General features: G+C 43.9%; 12 protein-coding genes. 9 read left to right on the top strand and 3 right to left on the bottom strand.

Features of this window, described 5'->3' with window-relative positions; genetic code table 11:
• The first annotated feature begins 128 nt into the window (after positions 1-128).
• On the top strand, positions 129-2,849 hold the full coding sequence (locus tag H6G92_RS25910) for a PAS domain-containing hybrid sensor histidine kinase/response regulator (RefSeq protein ID WP_190897190.1): 2,721 nt from the start codon (positions 129-131) through the stop codon (positions 2,847-2,849).
• Positions 2,850-2,901: 52 nt separating this feature from the next.
• Here the strand turns inward: H6G92_RS25910 and H6G92_RS25905 are convergent, their stop codons facing one another.
• Complete coding sequence (locus H6G92_RS25905) at positions 2,902-3,063, bottom strand: hypothetical protein (protein WP_190897176.1); 162 nt, start codon at positions 3,061-3,063, stop codon at positions 2,902-2,904.
• Here H6G92_RS25905 and H6G92_RS25900 point away from each other — a divergent pair.
• The 3 genes from H6G92_RS25900 (at position 3,055) to H6G92_RS25890 (ending at position 5,488) form a co-directional block, all read left to right on the top strand.
• Complete coding sequence (locus H6G92_RS25900; protein ID WP_190897174.1) at positions 3,055-3,423, top strand: response regulator transcription factor; 369 nt, start codon at positions 3,055-3,057, stop codon at positions 3,421-3,423. The two genes, H6G92_RS25905 and H6G92_RS25900, sit on opposite strands and share 9 nt — an antisense overlap.
• A gap of 8 nt (positions 3,424-3,431) precedes the next feature.
• On the top strand, positions 3,432-4,865 hold the full coding sequence (locus H6G92_RS25895) for an ATP-binding protein (RefSeq protein WP_190897172.1): 1,434 nt from the start codon (positions 3,432-3,434) through the stop codon (positions 4,863-4,865).
• Between the two features lie 239 nt (positions 4,866-5,104).
• The gene (locus tag H6G92_RS25890; protein WP_190897188.1) at positions 5,105-5,488 is read left to right on the top strand and encodes a beta-lactamase hydrolase domain-containing protein; all 384 of its coding nucleotides are present in this window, start codon (positions 5,105-5,107) and stop codon (positions 5,486-5,488) included.
• Between the two features lie 215 nt (positions 5,489-5,703).
• Here H6G92_RS25890 and H6G92_RS25885 read toward each other — a convergent pair whose 3' ends face one another.
• Both H6G92_RS25885 and H6G92_RS25880 read right to left on the bottom strand, forming a co-directional pair.
• Positions 5,704-6,021 carry a HetP family heterocyst commitment protein gene (locus tag H6G92_RS25885; RefSeq protein WP_190897170.1) on the bottom strand — a complete coding sequence of 106 codons (318 nt, stop codon included), beginning with the start codon at positions 6,019-6,021 and terminating at the stop codon, positions 5,704-5,706.
• 37 nt (positions 6,022-6,058) lie between these two features.
• Positions 6,059-6,289, bottom strand: coding sequence for a hypothetical protein (locus tag H6G92_RS25880; RefSeq protein ID WP_190897168.1), 231 nt, complete (start codon positions 6,287-6,289; stop codon positions 6,059-6,061).
• A gap of 318 nt (positions 6,290-6,607) precedes the next feature.
• On the opposite strand from H6G92_RS25880, the gene H6G92_RS25875 reads away from it, so the two are divergent.
• From H6G92_RS25875 to H6G92_RS25855, 5 genes are all read left to right on the top strand, one after another.
• Positions 6,608-9,025: a sucrose synthase gene (locus tag H6G92_RS25875; protein WP_190897167.1), complete on the top strand. Its 2,418-nt coding sequence runs from the start codon at positions 6,608-6,610 to the stop codon at positions 9,023-9,025.
• A gap of 223 nt (positions 9,026-9,248) precedes the next feature.
• A complete protein-coding gene (gene pgmB, locus H6G92_RS25870) occupies positions 9,249-12,272 on the top strand; it encodes a beta-phosphoglucomutase (protein ID WP_190897186.1) in 3,024 nt (1,007 codons plus the stop codon).
• 175 nt (positions 12,273-12,447) lie between these two features.
• On the top strand, positions 12,448-13,797 hold the full coding sequence (locus H6G92_RS25865; RefSeq protein WP_190897165.1) for a PAS domain-containing sensor histidine kinase: 1,350 nt from the start codon (positions 12,448-12,450) through the stop codon (positions 13,795-13,797).
• A 315-nt stretch (positions 13,798-14,112) separates the two neighbouring features.
• Positions 14,113-14,550 (top strand): RrF2 family transcriptional regulator, encoded by a 438-nt coding sequence (locus H6G92_RS25860; protein ID WP_190897163.1) that lies wholly within the window; start codon positions 14,113-14,115, stop codon positions 14,548-14,550.
• A 30-nt stretch (positions 14,551-14,580) separates the two neighbouring features.
• The gene (locus H6G92_RS25855; RefSeq protein ID WP_190897161.1) at positions 14,581-14,973 is read left to right on the top strand and encodes a pentapeptide repeat-containing protein; all 393 of its coding nucleotides are present in this window, start codon (positions 14,581-14,583) and stop codon (positions 14,971-14,973) included.
• Positions 14,974-15,052: the final 79 nt, after the last annotated feature.

Genomic DNA, 15,052 nt, shown 5'->3' with positions numbered 1-15,052 from the left:
AGTTAATTTTTATGTCTCTAAACTATCACTAACTATCTCAAAGCCTTATGCCTCCGTTTTTACGAAGATATCAAAGTTTTGCCCCAAAGCTTTGAACAGTCTGGCTTTGGAGTTTTCGGACAAGTCTAATACAAGGCGTAGGCAGAGACATTACCGAACAGAAAGCAGCGCTGCACGAACGCCAACTTGCAGAAACAGCACTGCGCCAAAGCGAGAACAAATTTCGCAGTTTTGCCGAAAACGCCCAGGTCATCATCAGTATTGCTAGTCCAGATTCATTCCATCCCTTGTACATTAGTCCTGCTTATGAGAAGATTTGGGGTCGCTCTTGCCAAAGTCTTTACGACCAGCCAGACTCTTGGCTAGATGCAATTCATCCAGACGATCGCGATCGCGTCACCAAATCAGTAGAGGAACTACTTAGTACTAAATCTTGTTCAGTAGAATATCGGATTTTGCGACCTGATGGATCGATGCGCTGGATTTGGAATCGGGGCTTTGCTGTCTATGGTGACCAAGGAGAAGTTGACTACTATGGTTGCATTGCCGAAGATATCACCGAGCGCAAACTGGCAGAAGAGGCACTGCGCCAAAGTGAAGAGAAATTTCGCAATTATGCCGAAAACACCCACGCAGTTATCTGGATTGCCAACCTAGATTCATTCCTAACCTTGTACGTTAATCCTGCTTATGAAAAAATTTGGGGTCGCTCTTGCCAAAGTCTATTGGAGCACCCTGAGTCCTGGATAGACACCATTCATCCAGATGATCGCGATCGCTTGACTATTGCAGCAAAGCAAAAGTTTATTGATGAGTCCATTTCACTAGAATATCGAATTTTGCGACCTGATGGATCGATGCGCTGGATCTGGGATCGGGGCTTTGCTATCTATGATGGCCAAGGAAAAGTTCAGTACTATGGTGGCATCGCCGAAGATATCACCGAACGCAAACTGGCCGAAGAGTCACTGCAAGAAAGTGAAGCGCGATTGAGTTTAGCTACCGAAGCAGCCCAAATGGGCATATGGGATCAGAACCTGATTGCCAATACTTGTATTTGGTCTGCCAATATGGGGCCACTTTATGGTCTACCGAACGCTACCTTGTGTCCAACCGTTGAAGACTATTTCAATTTAATCCATCCAGAAGACCGCGAATCTGTGGTTGCGAGTAGAGATCGCATGATTGAAGAAGGAAACGGATCTACAGAATATCGAGTTGTCTGGCCCGATGGCAGCCTACACTGGTTAAACTGCAAAGGTCAGGTCTACTATAACGAAATCGGTCAACCGATTCGGATGATCGGCACAAATAGGGATGTCACTGAGCGCAAGCTGGCAGAACAAAAAATCTTCGAACAAGCCGCTCTACTTGATATTGCCACTGATGCCATATTAGTTCGAGATTTCCAGTCTCAAATTTTATTCTGGAATAAAGGTGCAGAGCGGATGTACGGTTGGCTTTCTTCAGAGGTTATCGGAAAAAACCTCCACGAGATTTTTTACCCAGAAGGAACTCAGCACCAACTAGAAGAACCGCTAAAAAGCGTAATTGAATGTGGCTCGTGGCAAGGTGAGTTATGTAAATTTACGAAATCTGGTAAGAAAATTCTTGTGGAAAGCCGCTGGACATTGATGCGTAATTCTGCGGGAGAACCCAAATCTATCCTGACTGTTGACACTGACATCACCGAAAAGAAACAACTCGAAGAGCAGTTTTTTCGCACCCAGCGATTGGAAAGCCTTGGTACCCTTGCAAGTGGTATTGCCCACGACTTGAATAATATATTGACACCAATTTTGGCAGCGGCTCAATTGGTACAGGGAAATTTTTTCCAAAACGAGGAGCGTTCTGGACAACTGCTGGCACTTGTAGAAACCAACGCCAAACGCGGAGCAGCTTTAGTGAAGCAAGTCTTGTCCTTTGCGCGAGGATTCAAAGGAGAGCAGACAATTATCCAAGTCGAGTACCTGATTTCAGAAATTATCCAAATTGCTAAAGAGACATTTCCCAAATCTATTGAATTTTCCACAGTGATTTCAGAAGACATTTGGGCTGTCATGGGGGACACCACACAACTGCATCAAGTGCTGATGAATCTGGTATTAAATGCCCGCGATGCTTTACCAGATGGCGGCAATATCAAAATTTCTGCCGAAAATAAGTTTATTGATGAAGCTTATACCAGAATGAACCTCGATGCTAAAGTTGGGCATTATATTATGATTACGGTTGCCGATAACGGAATTGGCATACCACCAGAAATATTAGATAGAATTTTTGAGCCGTTTTTTACTACAAAAGAGGTAAGTACAAATTCAGGCCTCGGTCTTTCAACAGTGCTTGGCATCATTAGAAGCCACGATGGTTTTATCAAAGTGTCTAGTAATGTTGATAGAGGCAGCAAATTTGACCTGTTTTTACCAGCAGTGGAAGCAACTCAAGCGTTCAAAATAGAAGACAAGGATCTGCTCCCAGGAGAGGGAGAATTGATTTTAGTTGTAGATGATGAAGCCCAAATTCGGGAGATTGCCACAATCATCCTAGAAAACCATAACTATCGAATACTAGTTGCCAGTAATGGCATAGAGGCGATCGCACTATATGCCCAACACAAGCATCAAATCAATGCCGTAGTGATGGATATAATGATGCCAGAGATGGACGGAATCACCGCTATTCGCACCTTGCAAAGAATGAACAAGCAGGTTCAAATTATTGCCTGTAGCGGACTTAACTCAGTGGAAGTCTTTGCTCAAGCTGCTGATGCTAATGTGCAAGTAGTTTTATCAAAACCTTATACGGCCAGAGAATTATTGAAAAGTTTACACCACCTATTCAGAGGCTAGTAGCGCTACACCTCATTCGGAATACTCTAAAATCAATGTTTGAGATTGCTTTTCATTGCGATCGCAATGAGGTAATTTTGTCACGTTTTACCCTGCCTCCTGCTGCCTTGCCTGCCAATCTTTGTCTCCTGAGATGGATGGCAGAAAAGCGGATCATTGACAAGGTAAAATTAGGACTTAATCCTGGACTATATACTAATGCAAAATGCCGCATATATTACTAGTAGATGATGAAGCACCTCTACGCGAAAGCCTAACTTACACGCTGCAAAAAGAAGGCTATACAGTGACAACGGCAGCAGATGGACATAGTGCGATCAAACAGTTCCACAAGGAAGTACCGGATGTAATTTTGCTCGACCTCATGCTGCCGGAGGTTGGCGGCATGGAAGTCTGTTGGCGAATTCGGGCATTTTCGGATGTTCCCATAGTCATGCTGACAGCAAAAGATCAAGATATTGATAAAATTTGGGGCTTGGAAGCAGGAGCAGATGATTATGTCACCAAGCCATTCAACACCCGTGAACTACTGGCACGGATAAAAGCAGTGTTGCGCCGTCGTTCTGGGGATTAGTATTAAAGATGGGCTGGTTGCCTCGCATCAAATTAAATTCCATTCATGCTAAATTGCTAGCCACTTACCTGTTACTGATCACCTTGGGAACCTCCTTGATGGCAGGCTATATCCTATGGTCATTCCATGCCTACTTTATGCGATCGCGGCAAATGGATTTGGATAACTGGACAGCTGCTTTGAGCGAAAGTGCAGCAGATGCTTTAGAGGTAGATAATCTGCAACGCGTAGAATTATTGGTGCGGCGGTATGGGGCACCACAAACTGTCACACTTCGTATTTTTAATCAACAAGGTCGTCTCTTAGCAACTTCTGACCCAAAGCGAGACAAACAGGTTAAAGACTGGTACAAAGTTCCCGGAGTATGGGAAGCTCTGCAAAATCGTTCGGGACAAGGGGTCGCAAAAGGAATTTTATCAACTGAAGATCGCCTCTACATCGCCAGACCAATTGTGCGTAACGGTCAGTTTTTAGGTGTGCTGCGAATGTCCATCACTTTAGATCAGCTTCAGCGTCAGTTCGCTAGGGTGATTTGGAGTGTTTTGGGAACGCTGGCGCTGACAATCTTGCTATGTGCGCTAATCAGTACTCGCTTTGCTCGGAGTCTGTCAAAACCAATTGAAACTATGCGGAACTTTGCGATTCGCTTAGGTAGTGGTCATTTTGGTGACAAGCTGATTATCCATGAAAACAATGAGTTAGATCAGTTGGCCGCAGAGTTAAACCGAATGAGTGAACGGTTGGCTTCGCTAGATCAAGAACGCCGGGCTTTTTTAGCAAATGTCTCCCACGAACTCCGTACACCGATCAGCAACGTTCAGGTAACGATAGATGCGCTCAGAAGTGGCGCATACGAAGAACCGCAATTGCGCGATCGCTTTTTTCAAACTATTGAGAACGAAATCAAACGCCTAGCACGACTGGTTCATGATCTGCTGGATCTCGGACGCTTGGAAGCAGGAGTTACTCAACTCGAACAGCAGACATTTTCACTGCGCGGTCTGATTAACCGTGCTGTCAGCGCGATGGAACCTCGAATGCAAGCCATTGGCGTATCTGTGCGCCTAAACGTAGTTGACCTACAACTAGAAGGCGATCCAGAGCGGCTATTACAAGCTATTTTAAATGTGCTAGACAACGCTATCAAACATTCAGTACCCAATTCTTTAGTCTTTATTTCTGGGTATAGCGAGAGTAAGCAAGCAGTTGTAAAAATTCAAGACCAGGGAACAGGTATTAGTGAGGGTGATTTGCCCCGAATTTTTGAGCAGTTTTATACAACAGACCCCTCCCGTAAAGGCAATAGTAACGGCCTAGGGTTAGCGATCGCCAAGCGCATTGTAGAAGCCCATAAAGGCAGCATTACAGCCAACAGCGTCGCCAGTCAGGGCGCAACTTTTAAGATTTGCCTACCGCTAAAAGCGATCGCAAATGACCCATGACCCATGCCCCATTTCCTAAGGAACTTCCAAATAAAAAAATATACCATCGCTATAGAGGCAGGGGGCAGGGAGCAGGGAGCAGGGGGAGGGATAGTCGTAGTGAAGTCCAGAAATTGGATAATTTAATTTCTGGAAGTTCCTAATCGCTTTTAATTCGATGATTTCCTCACAAGTTCCTCAAATTATTTGCCTAAATTTAGAATGTGGGCAAAATCGGCAAAATGGGGTTAATCCAGCTGATGAATACTGTTAGGAAGATTAATGATGAGTTAGCGATCGCTGGACAAATTACACTAGACCAGCTAGAACAAATAGCTAGCGAGGGTTACAAGTCTATATTAAACCTACGTTTGCCCGACGAAATAGGCTTGCTGGCTAATGAACAGGAGAAAACTGAGTTTTTGGGGTTGTACTACCTTAACCTGCCAACTAAAATTGAAGACATTAATAATGAAGGTATGCTTCAGATATATCAGACCATCACTGAATTACCCAAACCCACTCTGATACATTGTGATAATTCAATTCGTTCAGCCGCAATTGTATTGTTGTATATCGCCATCAAACAGGGCATAACATTTGAAAAAGCGCTGCAAAAAGTTATTACCTTAGGCTTAATATAGTACGTCAACACATCTGTGCGCCCCACGGGAATCTAATCTATATTCAAGATTTTGTGAAATGGTATTATACCATTTCACTTTAATCATGATACAAATACGCTGGTAAGGGCATGGCAATGCCATGCCCTTACGAGAAATCTATATGTATCAGGATTTTTGCAAAATGGTATAATATGGTGCATTAGGCACTCATGTCATGTTTTTAAATTAAATTATTAATTTAAATTTTTCAGCATATTTAAAACTTGAGAAGATGCTTGACCACTAGAGCTAGTCACAGAGGATTTAGTATTTACTTGGTTCTGATTGGTTGTAGATGCAGGCGAGTTTGGAAGATGGTTATTGTCTTTGATTAAACGACTGTAAGTCCGCTGGGGAATGAAATGTAGTGGATTGTAACCAACGAAACGTAAAATCAGTACACAAGCCCAGGAATATCGACCATCGGAAATGGCTTCCATAACTTGGTCTAATTGTTCTGGACTAATGGCTTTTTGAAAATTTTTCTGAGAAGAAGAAATTTGGTAGTTCATAGCTAACCCTGATGTAACTTATCTAAATCGAGGTGTATCAGTTTATCCCACAATATTCTGTTTCCTGAATTGGGTTGAACAGTATATCTGCAATACAACGACGACAGATGATAATTTTGGCAGTGACTGTTTTACCAGCCTTTAATCTGCTTACATTTGGTTTGATTATGCTAAAACTTGCTGGATTTAATTTATTTATAGGGTGATGTTCTACTGGCGTTGGCGTAGCCCACCGTTGGCGTAGCCTCTCGTAGAGAAGGTATCGCACAAATTTCACTGTACTGCTTGACCGGGAATAGTGTTTTATGCCTGATTAAGAACTAACTTATATACATAGAATAATCTCTCTTTGCCACTATTTCAGCCAAATTGGCAGTTTTTTGTTTGAATTGGGCATTAGGTTCTCGCACTCCCCCAACTTCCTGATCTCTCTCATCCCATAGATTTGAAGTCCTCACAGCGTTTCATCCCAGAGCTAGAAGCGAGGGGTTTTCATGGTTGTATAGCATTAAAGGGGAAATGTGCCTCACAGAACTGGAGAAAAATATGAGGTCGTGACCTAGCTAAAGTTCTGGAATTCGTCATCATGTATGAACTAGTTCAAGCTGTCTTCAACGGTGATGAAAAAACTGCTCTACGTCAGTTAATTTATGCGTTGAGTGCTTCAGGGAAGCGTTACTTCCTAAGAAATGAGATTTTGCTCTTCTTTGCCGATTACTGTCATCAATCCCAAAAGCCAGCTTATTTTTATTACTCTTCTGATGTTGGTAAACTGATCCAGTACACCCACGAAATAATTCTCGAAGACGAAAGTACCTGGTTCGTAGTTCGTCCCAGGATTGCTAGCGAGGAAGTTTGGCAACTGACAGCCGATTTTAGTAGTTTCGAGCAGATGACGCCTCAAGCGCTGCTAGATGTGAGCGATCGCTTAGTCAATCGCTACCAACCCCACATTCTCGAAATCGACCTCCACCCCTTTTACGAAAGTTCCCCAAGAATTGACGACCCCAGAAATATTGGTCAAGGTTTAGCCTTCCTTAATCGTTACCTGTGCAATCAATTATTGGCTGACCCCCAATATTGGCTAGAAATGTTATTTCAAGCATTACAGGGGCTGCAACACGATGGAATTCGCCTGTTGTTGAGCGATCGCATTCCCTCAGGGATTCACCTAGCCAAACAAATTAAGCTAGCACTCAAATTGCTGAATCAGCGATCGCCTGATGAACCTTATGAAAAATTCCGCTTTGCTCTCCAAGAACTCGGCTTTGAGCCGGGTTGGGGTAACACTGCGGCGCGAGTCTCCGAAACCCTAGAACTCCTCGACCGACTCATTTACTCTCCAGAACCTGGCATTTTAGAAGCATTTGTAGCCCGCGTCCCCGCCGTCTTTCGCGTCGTCCTGATTTCCATCCACGGCTGGGTTGGACAGGAAGATGTTTTGGGAAGAGATGAAACACTCGGTCAAGTTATCTACGTCCTCGAACAAGCCCGCAGCTTAGAAAACGAACTGCGTGAACAAATCAAACTCGCCGGTCTTGACGGGCTGGGTATTAAACCCCATATAATTATTCTCACTCGGCTAATCCCTAACTGTGAAGGGACATTTTGCAACCTGCGCTTAGAAAAAGTTCAAGATACTGAAAATGCTTGGATATTGCGCGTTCCCTTTGGTGAATTCAATCCCGAAATTACTAACAATTGGATTTCTAAATTTGAGATTTGGCCCTATTTAGAACAATTTGCCCTAGATGCAGAAAAAGAATTACTAGCCCAATTCCAAGGCAAACCAAATCTTCTTATTGGCAACTACAGCGACGGTAACTTAGTAGCTTTTCTTTTATCTCGCCGGATGAAAGTTACCCAATGCAACATTGCCCATTCCTTGGAAAAACCTAAATATCTATTTAGTAATTTATATTGGCAAGATTTAGAAGACCAATATCACTTCTCGGTACAATTCACTGCCGATTTGATTAGCATGAATGCAGCCGAATTTATCATTACATCTTCCTACCAAGAAATTGTCGGCACACCCGACACCGTAGGGCAATACGAGTCGTACAAGTGCTTTACAATGCCGCAGTTGTATCATGTGGTTGATGGGATTGATTTGTTTAGTCCTAAATTCAACTTAGTGCCGCCGGGAGTAAATGAAAATATTTTCTTTCCCTATAGCCGAAAAGAAGACCGAGATTCTAAACTTTGCATCCAAGTCCACGATTTACTCTTTAGCCGCGAAGACCCCCAAATCTTTGGACATTTAGATCACCTTAATAAGCGACCAATCTTTGCCCTTGCTCCCATCACCTCAATCAAAAATCTCACTGGGTTAGCTGAATGCTTTGGTCAAAGTCAGGCGTTGCAAGAGTGTTGTAATCTGATCCTCTTAAGTAGTAAACTGCATCCACATGAAGCTACAAACCTAGAAGAAGCAGAAGAAATTCAAAAACTCCACGACATTATCGATCAATATCATCTCAATGGCAAGATTCGCTGGTTGGGAATGCGTATCCCTAGCAGTGAACTCGGTGAAACCTACCGAGTAGTTGCAGATTCTCAGGGAATTTATGTCCACTTTGCCCGCTTTGAATCCTTCGGTCGGTGCATTTTGGAAGCGATGATTTCCGGCTTGCCAACTTTCGCTACTCAATTTGGTGGCTCTTTAGAAATTATCGAAAACCAAGAAAATGGATTTAATCTTAATCCTACAGACTTACAAGGAACAGCAAAGAAAATTTTAGATTTCCTTGAACAATGTGATACTCATCCTGAACATTGGCACGAAGTCTCAGAATGGATGAGTCAGCGAATTCAGAATAGATACAATTGGCATTTACATAGTAATCAATTACTACTGCTAGCTAAGATATTTAGTTTTTGGAATTTTGTGGTTCCAGAAAATAACGAAGCCAGAGATCGCTATATGGAAACCTTATTTCATCTTATTTATAAACCTAGAGCCGAAAAGATTTTGGAAAAGCACATGGGGACTAATTTGTAATTTGTAATGACGCTCAAAGTCTCGCTCTAAGCGAAGCCATGCCGAAGGCTTTACGCTGCGCTAACGTAATTCGTAATGGGCTTTGCCTTTCGTCAAGAAGCAGGAGGCAGAGCCTCCAAGAATGGTTTCCCAGCCTGGAGGCTGGGAACCAGTCAAAAGACTGATTCATCCACCAAATTTCCCATTCCCCATTTCCCATTCCCTACTCCCCAATCTCTACTTTATGCAAACAAAAGGTCGTTCTCGCCATTTTATCTACACAGACTGGATATTAATCGAAACCCAGTTTGACCCTGAACAATTGCACTCTAAAGAAACGGTATTTACAATCGGTAACGGATACCTGGGAACAAAAGGCAGTTTTGAAGAAGGTTATCCTCATGCATTGCCAGCTACTTTTATCAACGGTGTCTACGACGATGTGCCGGTGGTGTACACTGAACTGGCAAATTGCCCTGACTGGTTACCTTTGGTAGTGATTGTGAATGGCGATCGCTTCCGTCTCGATCAAGGTGAGATATTGCGTTATGATCGACAGCTTGATTTACGCCACGGACTTCTTAGCCGTTACTTGCGTTGGCGCTCTCCCAGTGGGAACACCATAGACATCAGCTTTGAACGCTTTGCTAGTTTTGCAGATCAGCATGTGTTGGCGCAACGCTGCCATTTAACGCCAGTAGATTTTGATGGGTTAATCGAAGTTCAGGGAAGTATCAACGGCTATCCAGAAAATCAGGGTTTTAATCACTGGGAAGGACTAGACCAGGGCAAGACTGACCAAGGAATCTGGTTGCAACGCCGCACCCGCCACTCCCGAATTGAACTCGGTATGGGCGCAAGCATGAGAATATCAGGCACTGAAGCATCTTTGCAAGTCAGTACCGCACCTGGTTATCCGACCTTGAGCACGACCTTCCTGGCGAAATCACAACAGACCGTAACGGTAGAAAAAATCGTAACTGTTTTTACCTCGCGGGAGACTGAGACACCAGTCTCAGCAGCTAGAGAAAAACTCGCGCACCTGCCAGACTACGCAACACTACTAAAAGCCAATCAGCAGGCATGGGATGAGGTTTGGCAGCAAAGTGACATCCTGATTGAAGGGGATAGCACCGCTGCTTTTGGGGTTCGCTACAATCTGTTTCAGCTGCTGATTGCTGGGTCACGCCATGATGACAGAGTGAGCATTCCTGCTAAAACTCTTTCTGGGTTTGGCTATCGCGGTCATATCTTTTGGGATACAGAAATTTTTATGCTGCCTTTTTTTCTGTTTACCCAACCAGCGATCGCCCGCAACTTACTCAGTTACCGTTGGCACACCTTACCAGGAGCTAGACGCAAAGCAACTCATTACGGATATAAAGGGGCAATGTTTGCCTGGGAAAGTGCTGATACCGGAGATGAAGTAACACCACGTTGGGCACTGGGAAATGATTTTTATGGTGAAGACGTGCGAATTTGGTGCCGCGATCGCGAAATTCACATTAATGCAGATATTCCCTATGCCGCTTGGAACTACTGGCAAGCCACTGGTGATGATCAATGGATGCAACAGCGCGGCGCAGAGATTATTTTGGATGCCGCTATCTTCTGGGGTAGCCGGGTCGAATTCAATCCTGAGCACCAACGGTATGAAATTCGGGGAGTGATCGGAGTGGATGAATACCATGAATTCGTCCACAATAACGCCTTTACCAATCGGATGGCGCAATGGCATCTAGAGAAAGCGATCGCAATCTATGATTGGTTGGCTCAGAAATTTCCCGAACGGGCTATCGAACTAGAACAGAAACTCAAACTCACCCCACAAGAGCAATCACACTGGCAAGACATCATCGCCAAAATATTGTTTCTCCATGACCCATTAACAGAACTAATCGAGCAATTTGAGGGATTTTTCCAATTAGAAGATATCAACTTAGCAGATTATGAAGGGCGCGATCGCTCCATGCAAGCCATCTTGGGTATTGAGAAAACTAATAAATATCAAGTAATCAAGCAGCCAGATATCTTGATGCTCCTTTATTTAATGCGGGAATCAGCAGATTTTCCCTACAACGAAAAAGCATTGCAGACCAACTGGGACTACTACGCACCCCGCACTGATATTACCTATGGTTCGTCTCTTGGCCCAGCAGTTCATGCAATTTTAGCTTCCGATTTGGGCAAATCAACCGAAGCTTACAAACTGTTTATCCAGGCGTTAATGGTGGATCTTGAAGATAACCGAGGTAACACCAGCGATGGAATTCACGGCGCTACTGCTGGTGGTGTTTGGCAAGCTGTCATTTTTGGATTCGGCGGTATTCAACTCACCGAAAATGGCCCCGTAGCCAACTCCCATTTGCCTGATGGCTGGACGCGCCTGAAGTTTAAACTGCACTGGCGCGGGAAATGGCATGAGTTCGATCTACGCAAAGGACAAGTCGCCCAAGATATAACTTGTCAACTAAAATATCTCCAACTTTCCCTCTCCTCAAATCCCCCAAATTTCCTTTCAGAAGCTTCTGAATACCAGACTTATTCTCCTGCTCTCTCAGTCCCCAGCCCCCAATCCCGCAGCGAAATGAACCACAACCCCAACATCCAAGGATTTATCTTCGACCTAGATGGAGTGCTGACAGATACAGCAGAACTTCACTATCTAGCTTGGCAGAAGCTAGCAGATGAAGAGGGTATACCGTTTAATCGAGAAGCTAACGAAGCGCTGCGGGGTGTATCCCGTCGGGCTTCCCTGATGCTGATTATTGGGGATAGAGCTTATTCGGAAGCACAAATCGAGGAGATGATGGAACGTAAGAATCGCTACTACGTGGAATTGATCCAACACATGACACCTAAGGATTTGTTGCCAGGCGCGATCGCCCTCTTGGATGAACTGCGGCAAGCTGGGATTAAAATCGGTATTGGTTCGGCTAGCAAAAATGCCCAGACAGTAATCGAGCGATTGGGCATTGCCGACAAAATAGATGCGATCGCTGACGGTTATAGTGTACAGCAACCCAAGCCAGCACCCGACCTATTTCTGTACGCAGCCAAGCAGCTAGGACTCGAACCAGAGCAATCTGTAGTTGTAGAAGATGCCGCAGCAGGCGTTGAGGCAGCTCTAGCCGCTGGTATGTGGGCAGTAGGACTTGGCCCCGCTGAACGAGTTGGAGCCGCTCATGTTGTTTTGCCTAGCCTGGCAGGCATTACATGGGCAGATTTAAGAGTCAAATTAAGCAATATTGCCAGACAAAAACATTAAACACAGAGCCGCCGAAGTGGAGCAATTAGTGTGTGGGGTGCAATAACTTTGGGAATCGTAACTAATTATCCGCAGATAATATTACTGATAACTGTTAAGCTCCAAAAGCTAAGATCGTCTAAGTAGGAAATCTAAACAAAACCAAATTTTAGATATCCAAATTAGGAGTAAAAGCGTGAATTTGGGCGATTTAGCTTTACAGATAGAGGATATGCGTAAGCGCGTCGCCCTTTTGCAACGCCAGAGTGAACAGGAAAAAGCACAGGAAGAGATTAAACTTATTGCCACAGTATTAAAAGAAGTCCACTTAGCTTTAGAAGAATTGCAAATAGCGAATGAACACCTACAGCAGCAGAATGAAGAATTATCCCATACTCAAAAGGACTTGGTAGCACAACGTCAACGCTACCAGGAATTATTTGAGGAAGTACCAGACGCTTATTTTGTGACTACTACAAAAGGAGTAATTCAGGAAGCTAACTCAGCCGCCACCACTCTACTAAACATTTCCAAGAGTTTCCTGTTGGGCGAACTCTTAGAGATTTATGTGGTTGAGAAAGAAATAATTGCTTTTCATCTGAAACTAACTCATCTGCGTGATCGTGCCGAAATCCCAGACTGGAAAATGCAAGAATGGGAAGTAAACCTGCGACCACGTGACAGAACGCCAATTATTGCTGCGGTTAAGGTGGTTGCTATCCGTAATCAACAAGGTAACTTAGTCGGTTTGCGCTGGATATTGCGGGACATTAGCGAAAGCAAGCGAACCCAAGCCAAACTGCAATGGGCAGAACAGGCGATGCGCCAAGCGCTTGCCAAAGAAAGGGAGTTTAGTGAACTTAAATCCCGCTTGCTCACCATCACCTCCCATGAGTTTCGTACCCCTTTGGCTACTATCCACTCTTCTGCGGAACTACTAGAATATTATCGCCATCTATGGAGCGACGAGCGACAACAGACCCACCTGCGTCGCATTCAAACATCAGTTATGCACATGACTCAGTTGTTGAATGATGTATTGGTGCTGAGTCAGGATGAAACAGGCAAGCTAGAGTTTAGTCCAACACCCTTGAATTTGGTGGAGTTTTGCCGCGATCTCTTAGAAGAATTACAACAGAGCGATCGCTCACAACATGCGATCGCTTTTAGCAGTGAGTGCCAATGCACACAAGCTAACTTAGACGCTAAACTACTAAGGCAAATCTTGAGTAATTTATTCTCGAATTGTCTAAAATACTCTCCCATTGGTAGCACAGTTAAGTTTTCTGTCACCACTGCCAACGATCAAGCTATATTCCAAACTCAAGACTCTGGTATTGGTATTCCCCCTTGTGATATTGAATACATCTTTGAACCCTTCCATCGCGCTAGTAATGCAGGTAATACCCCAGGAATGGGATTAGGGATGTCCATCGTCAAGCAGGCTGTAGATTTACATGGCGGTGAAATTTTTGTCGAAAGTGCGATCGGTGCAGGAACTACCTTTACAGTCATCCTGCCATTTTCGATACATTTCCATGCATAAAGAAGACAGGAGGGCGGGGTTTTATACCCTTGTTCCCAAATCTTGGAGACGCTGTGCGAACGGTCACAGGCTTCAGGTCTGGAAGCAGCATTCCCTTCTGCCCCCAGCAATAACTGCCCTCTGCCTTTCCTGAGAATCAATAACTTTTATTTATTGAATTAAAAATAAAAAATAATTGCTGCTATGTTCAAAGGTCTTTAAAGTAGAGTTAGCCGGTCAATAATAAGTTGATTGTAAAGTTTTTCTTAACAATAGCTTAGGGAAACAAACTCAAGGACTTTGTATATTTAAGTGTGAGTTTAAAATATTACGCCTGTGGTCATCTCTAACAAATCAGAATACGCACTTCTAGCCCTGTTAGAGTTAGCAACCTGCTACCCTAACGGAGAAGCCCTGCAAATTCGAGAAATAGCGGTCTTACAAGACATACCAAACCGATATTTGGAACAACTTCTGGCAACACTAAGACGTGGAGGTTTAATTAAGAGTATACGCGGAGCCAAAGGTGGCTATGTTCTGGCACGAGATCCTGGAAAGATTACAGTGTTGGATGCTTTTAGCTGTATGGAAGGATCAGATATTGTTGTATCTGATTGTGAGCCTACTCCCAACACAGTAGAAGGTGAGCTAATTCAGGAAGTCTGGCAGGAAGCACGTCAGGCTGCTAACTCCGTTTTAGAAAAATATACACTCCAAGACCTTTGCGAACGAAGATCAATGCGAAAGCAGAAGGAACTCATGTATTACATTTAGGATGAAAGTAATAATCTGTGAGGCTGTTATATGCCTGAAGTCAACTCTCAACAGCCCATAAATAGTGCCGCTACTCTTGTAGAGAGTTATGCAGCAGGAAAACGGGACTTTAGTAAAGCAGAACTGGGTAATGCTGATTTGCAAGGCATTAACTTGAAAGGTTCTGACCTCAGTTATGCTGACTTGAGTGAAGCTAATTTGAGTGGCGCTAATTTAAGGGGAACTGACCTCAGCTTTGCCGATCTGGGTCAAGCTAATCTGAAGGATGCCGATCTCAGGGGAGCATTGTTAATGTCAGCTAATCTCCGCCAAGCCGATCTCAAAGGAGCGAACCTGGAAAAAGCAGACTACGATCGCAGCACCCATTTTCCCCAAGATTTCGACCCAGCCAAAGCGGGTATGCAGATTAAATTTAAAGATTGATTAAATTAAATTGAACGATCGTACTTGCCTCAAGATAGAAGATATTTCTCCTAAAAGAGTTGTATTTTGGTAAAAAAGC

The organism is Nostoc foliaceum FACHB-393, from assembly GCF_014698505.1.
GTDB classification, from domain to species: Bacteria; Cyanobacteriota; Cyanobacteriia; order Cyanobacteriales; family Nostocaceae; genus Nostoc; species Nostoc foliaceum_A.
Note: the sequence above shows the minus strand (reverse complement) of the source record. Positions and strands in the feature narration are given on the sequence as shown.

Excerpts from the sequence above, each read along its gene's own strand:
- H6G92_RS25900 (WP_190897174.1), top strand. The coding sequence starts at position 3,055 with ATGCCGCATATATTACTAGTAGATGATGAAGCACCTCTACGCGAAAGC.
- H6G92_RS25905 (WP_190897176.1), bottom strand. The coding sequence starts at position 3,063 with ATGCGGCATTTTGCATTAGTATATAGTCCAGGATTAAGTCCTAATTTT.
- H6G92_RS25855 (WP_190897161.1), top strand. The coding sequence starts at position 14,581 with ATGCCTGAAGTCAACTCTCAACAGCCCATAAATAGTGCCGCTACTCTT.
- H6G92_RS25885 (WP_190897170.1), bottom strand. The coding sequence starts at position 6,021 with ATGAACTACCAAATTTCTTCTTCTCAGAAAAATTTTCAAAAAGCCATT.
- H6G92_RS25875 (WP_190897167.1), top strand. The coding sequence starts at position 6,608 with ATGTATGAACTAGTTCAAGCTGTCTTCAACGGTGATGAAAAAACTGCT.
- H6G92_RS25895 (WP_190897172.1), top strand. The coding sequence starts at position 3,432 with ATGGGCTGGTTGCCTCGCATCAAATTAAATTCCATTCATGCTAAATTG.
- pgmB (WP_190897186.1), top strand. The coding sequence starts at position 9,249 with ATGCAAACAAAAGGTCGTTCTCGCCATTTTATCTACACAGACTGGATA.
- H6G92_RS25890 (WP_190897188.1), top strand. The coding sequence starts at position 5,105 with ATGAATACTGTTAGGAAGATTAATGATGAGTTAGCGATCGCTGGACAA.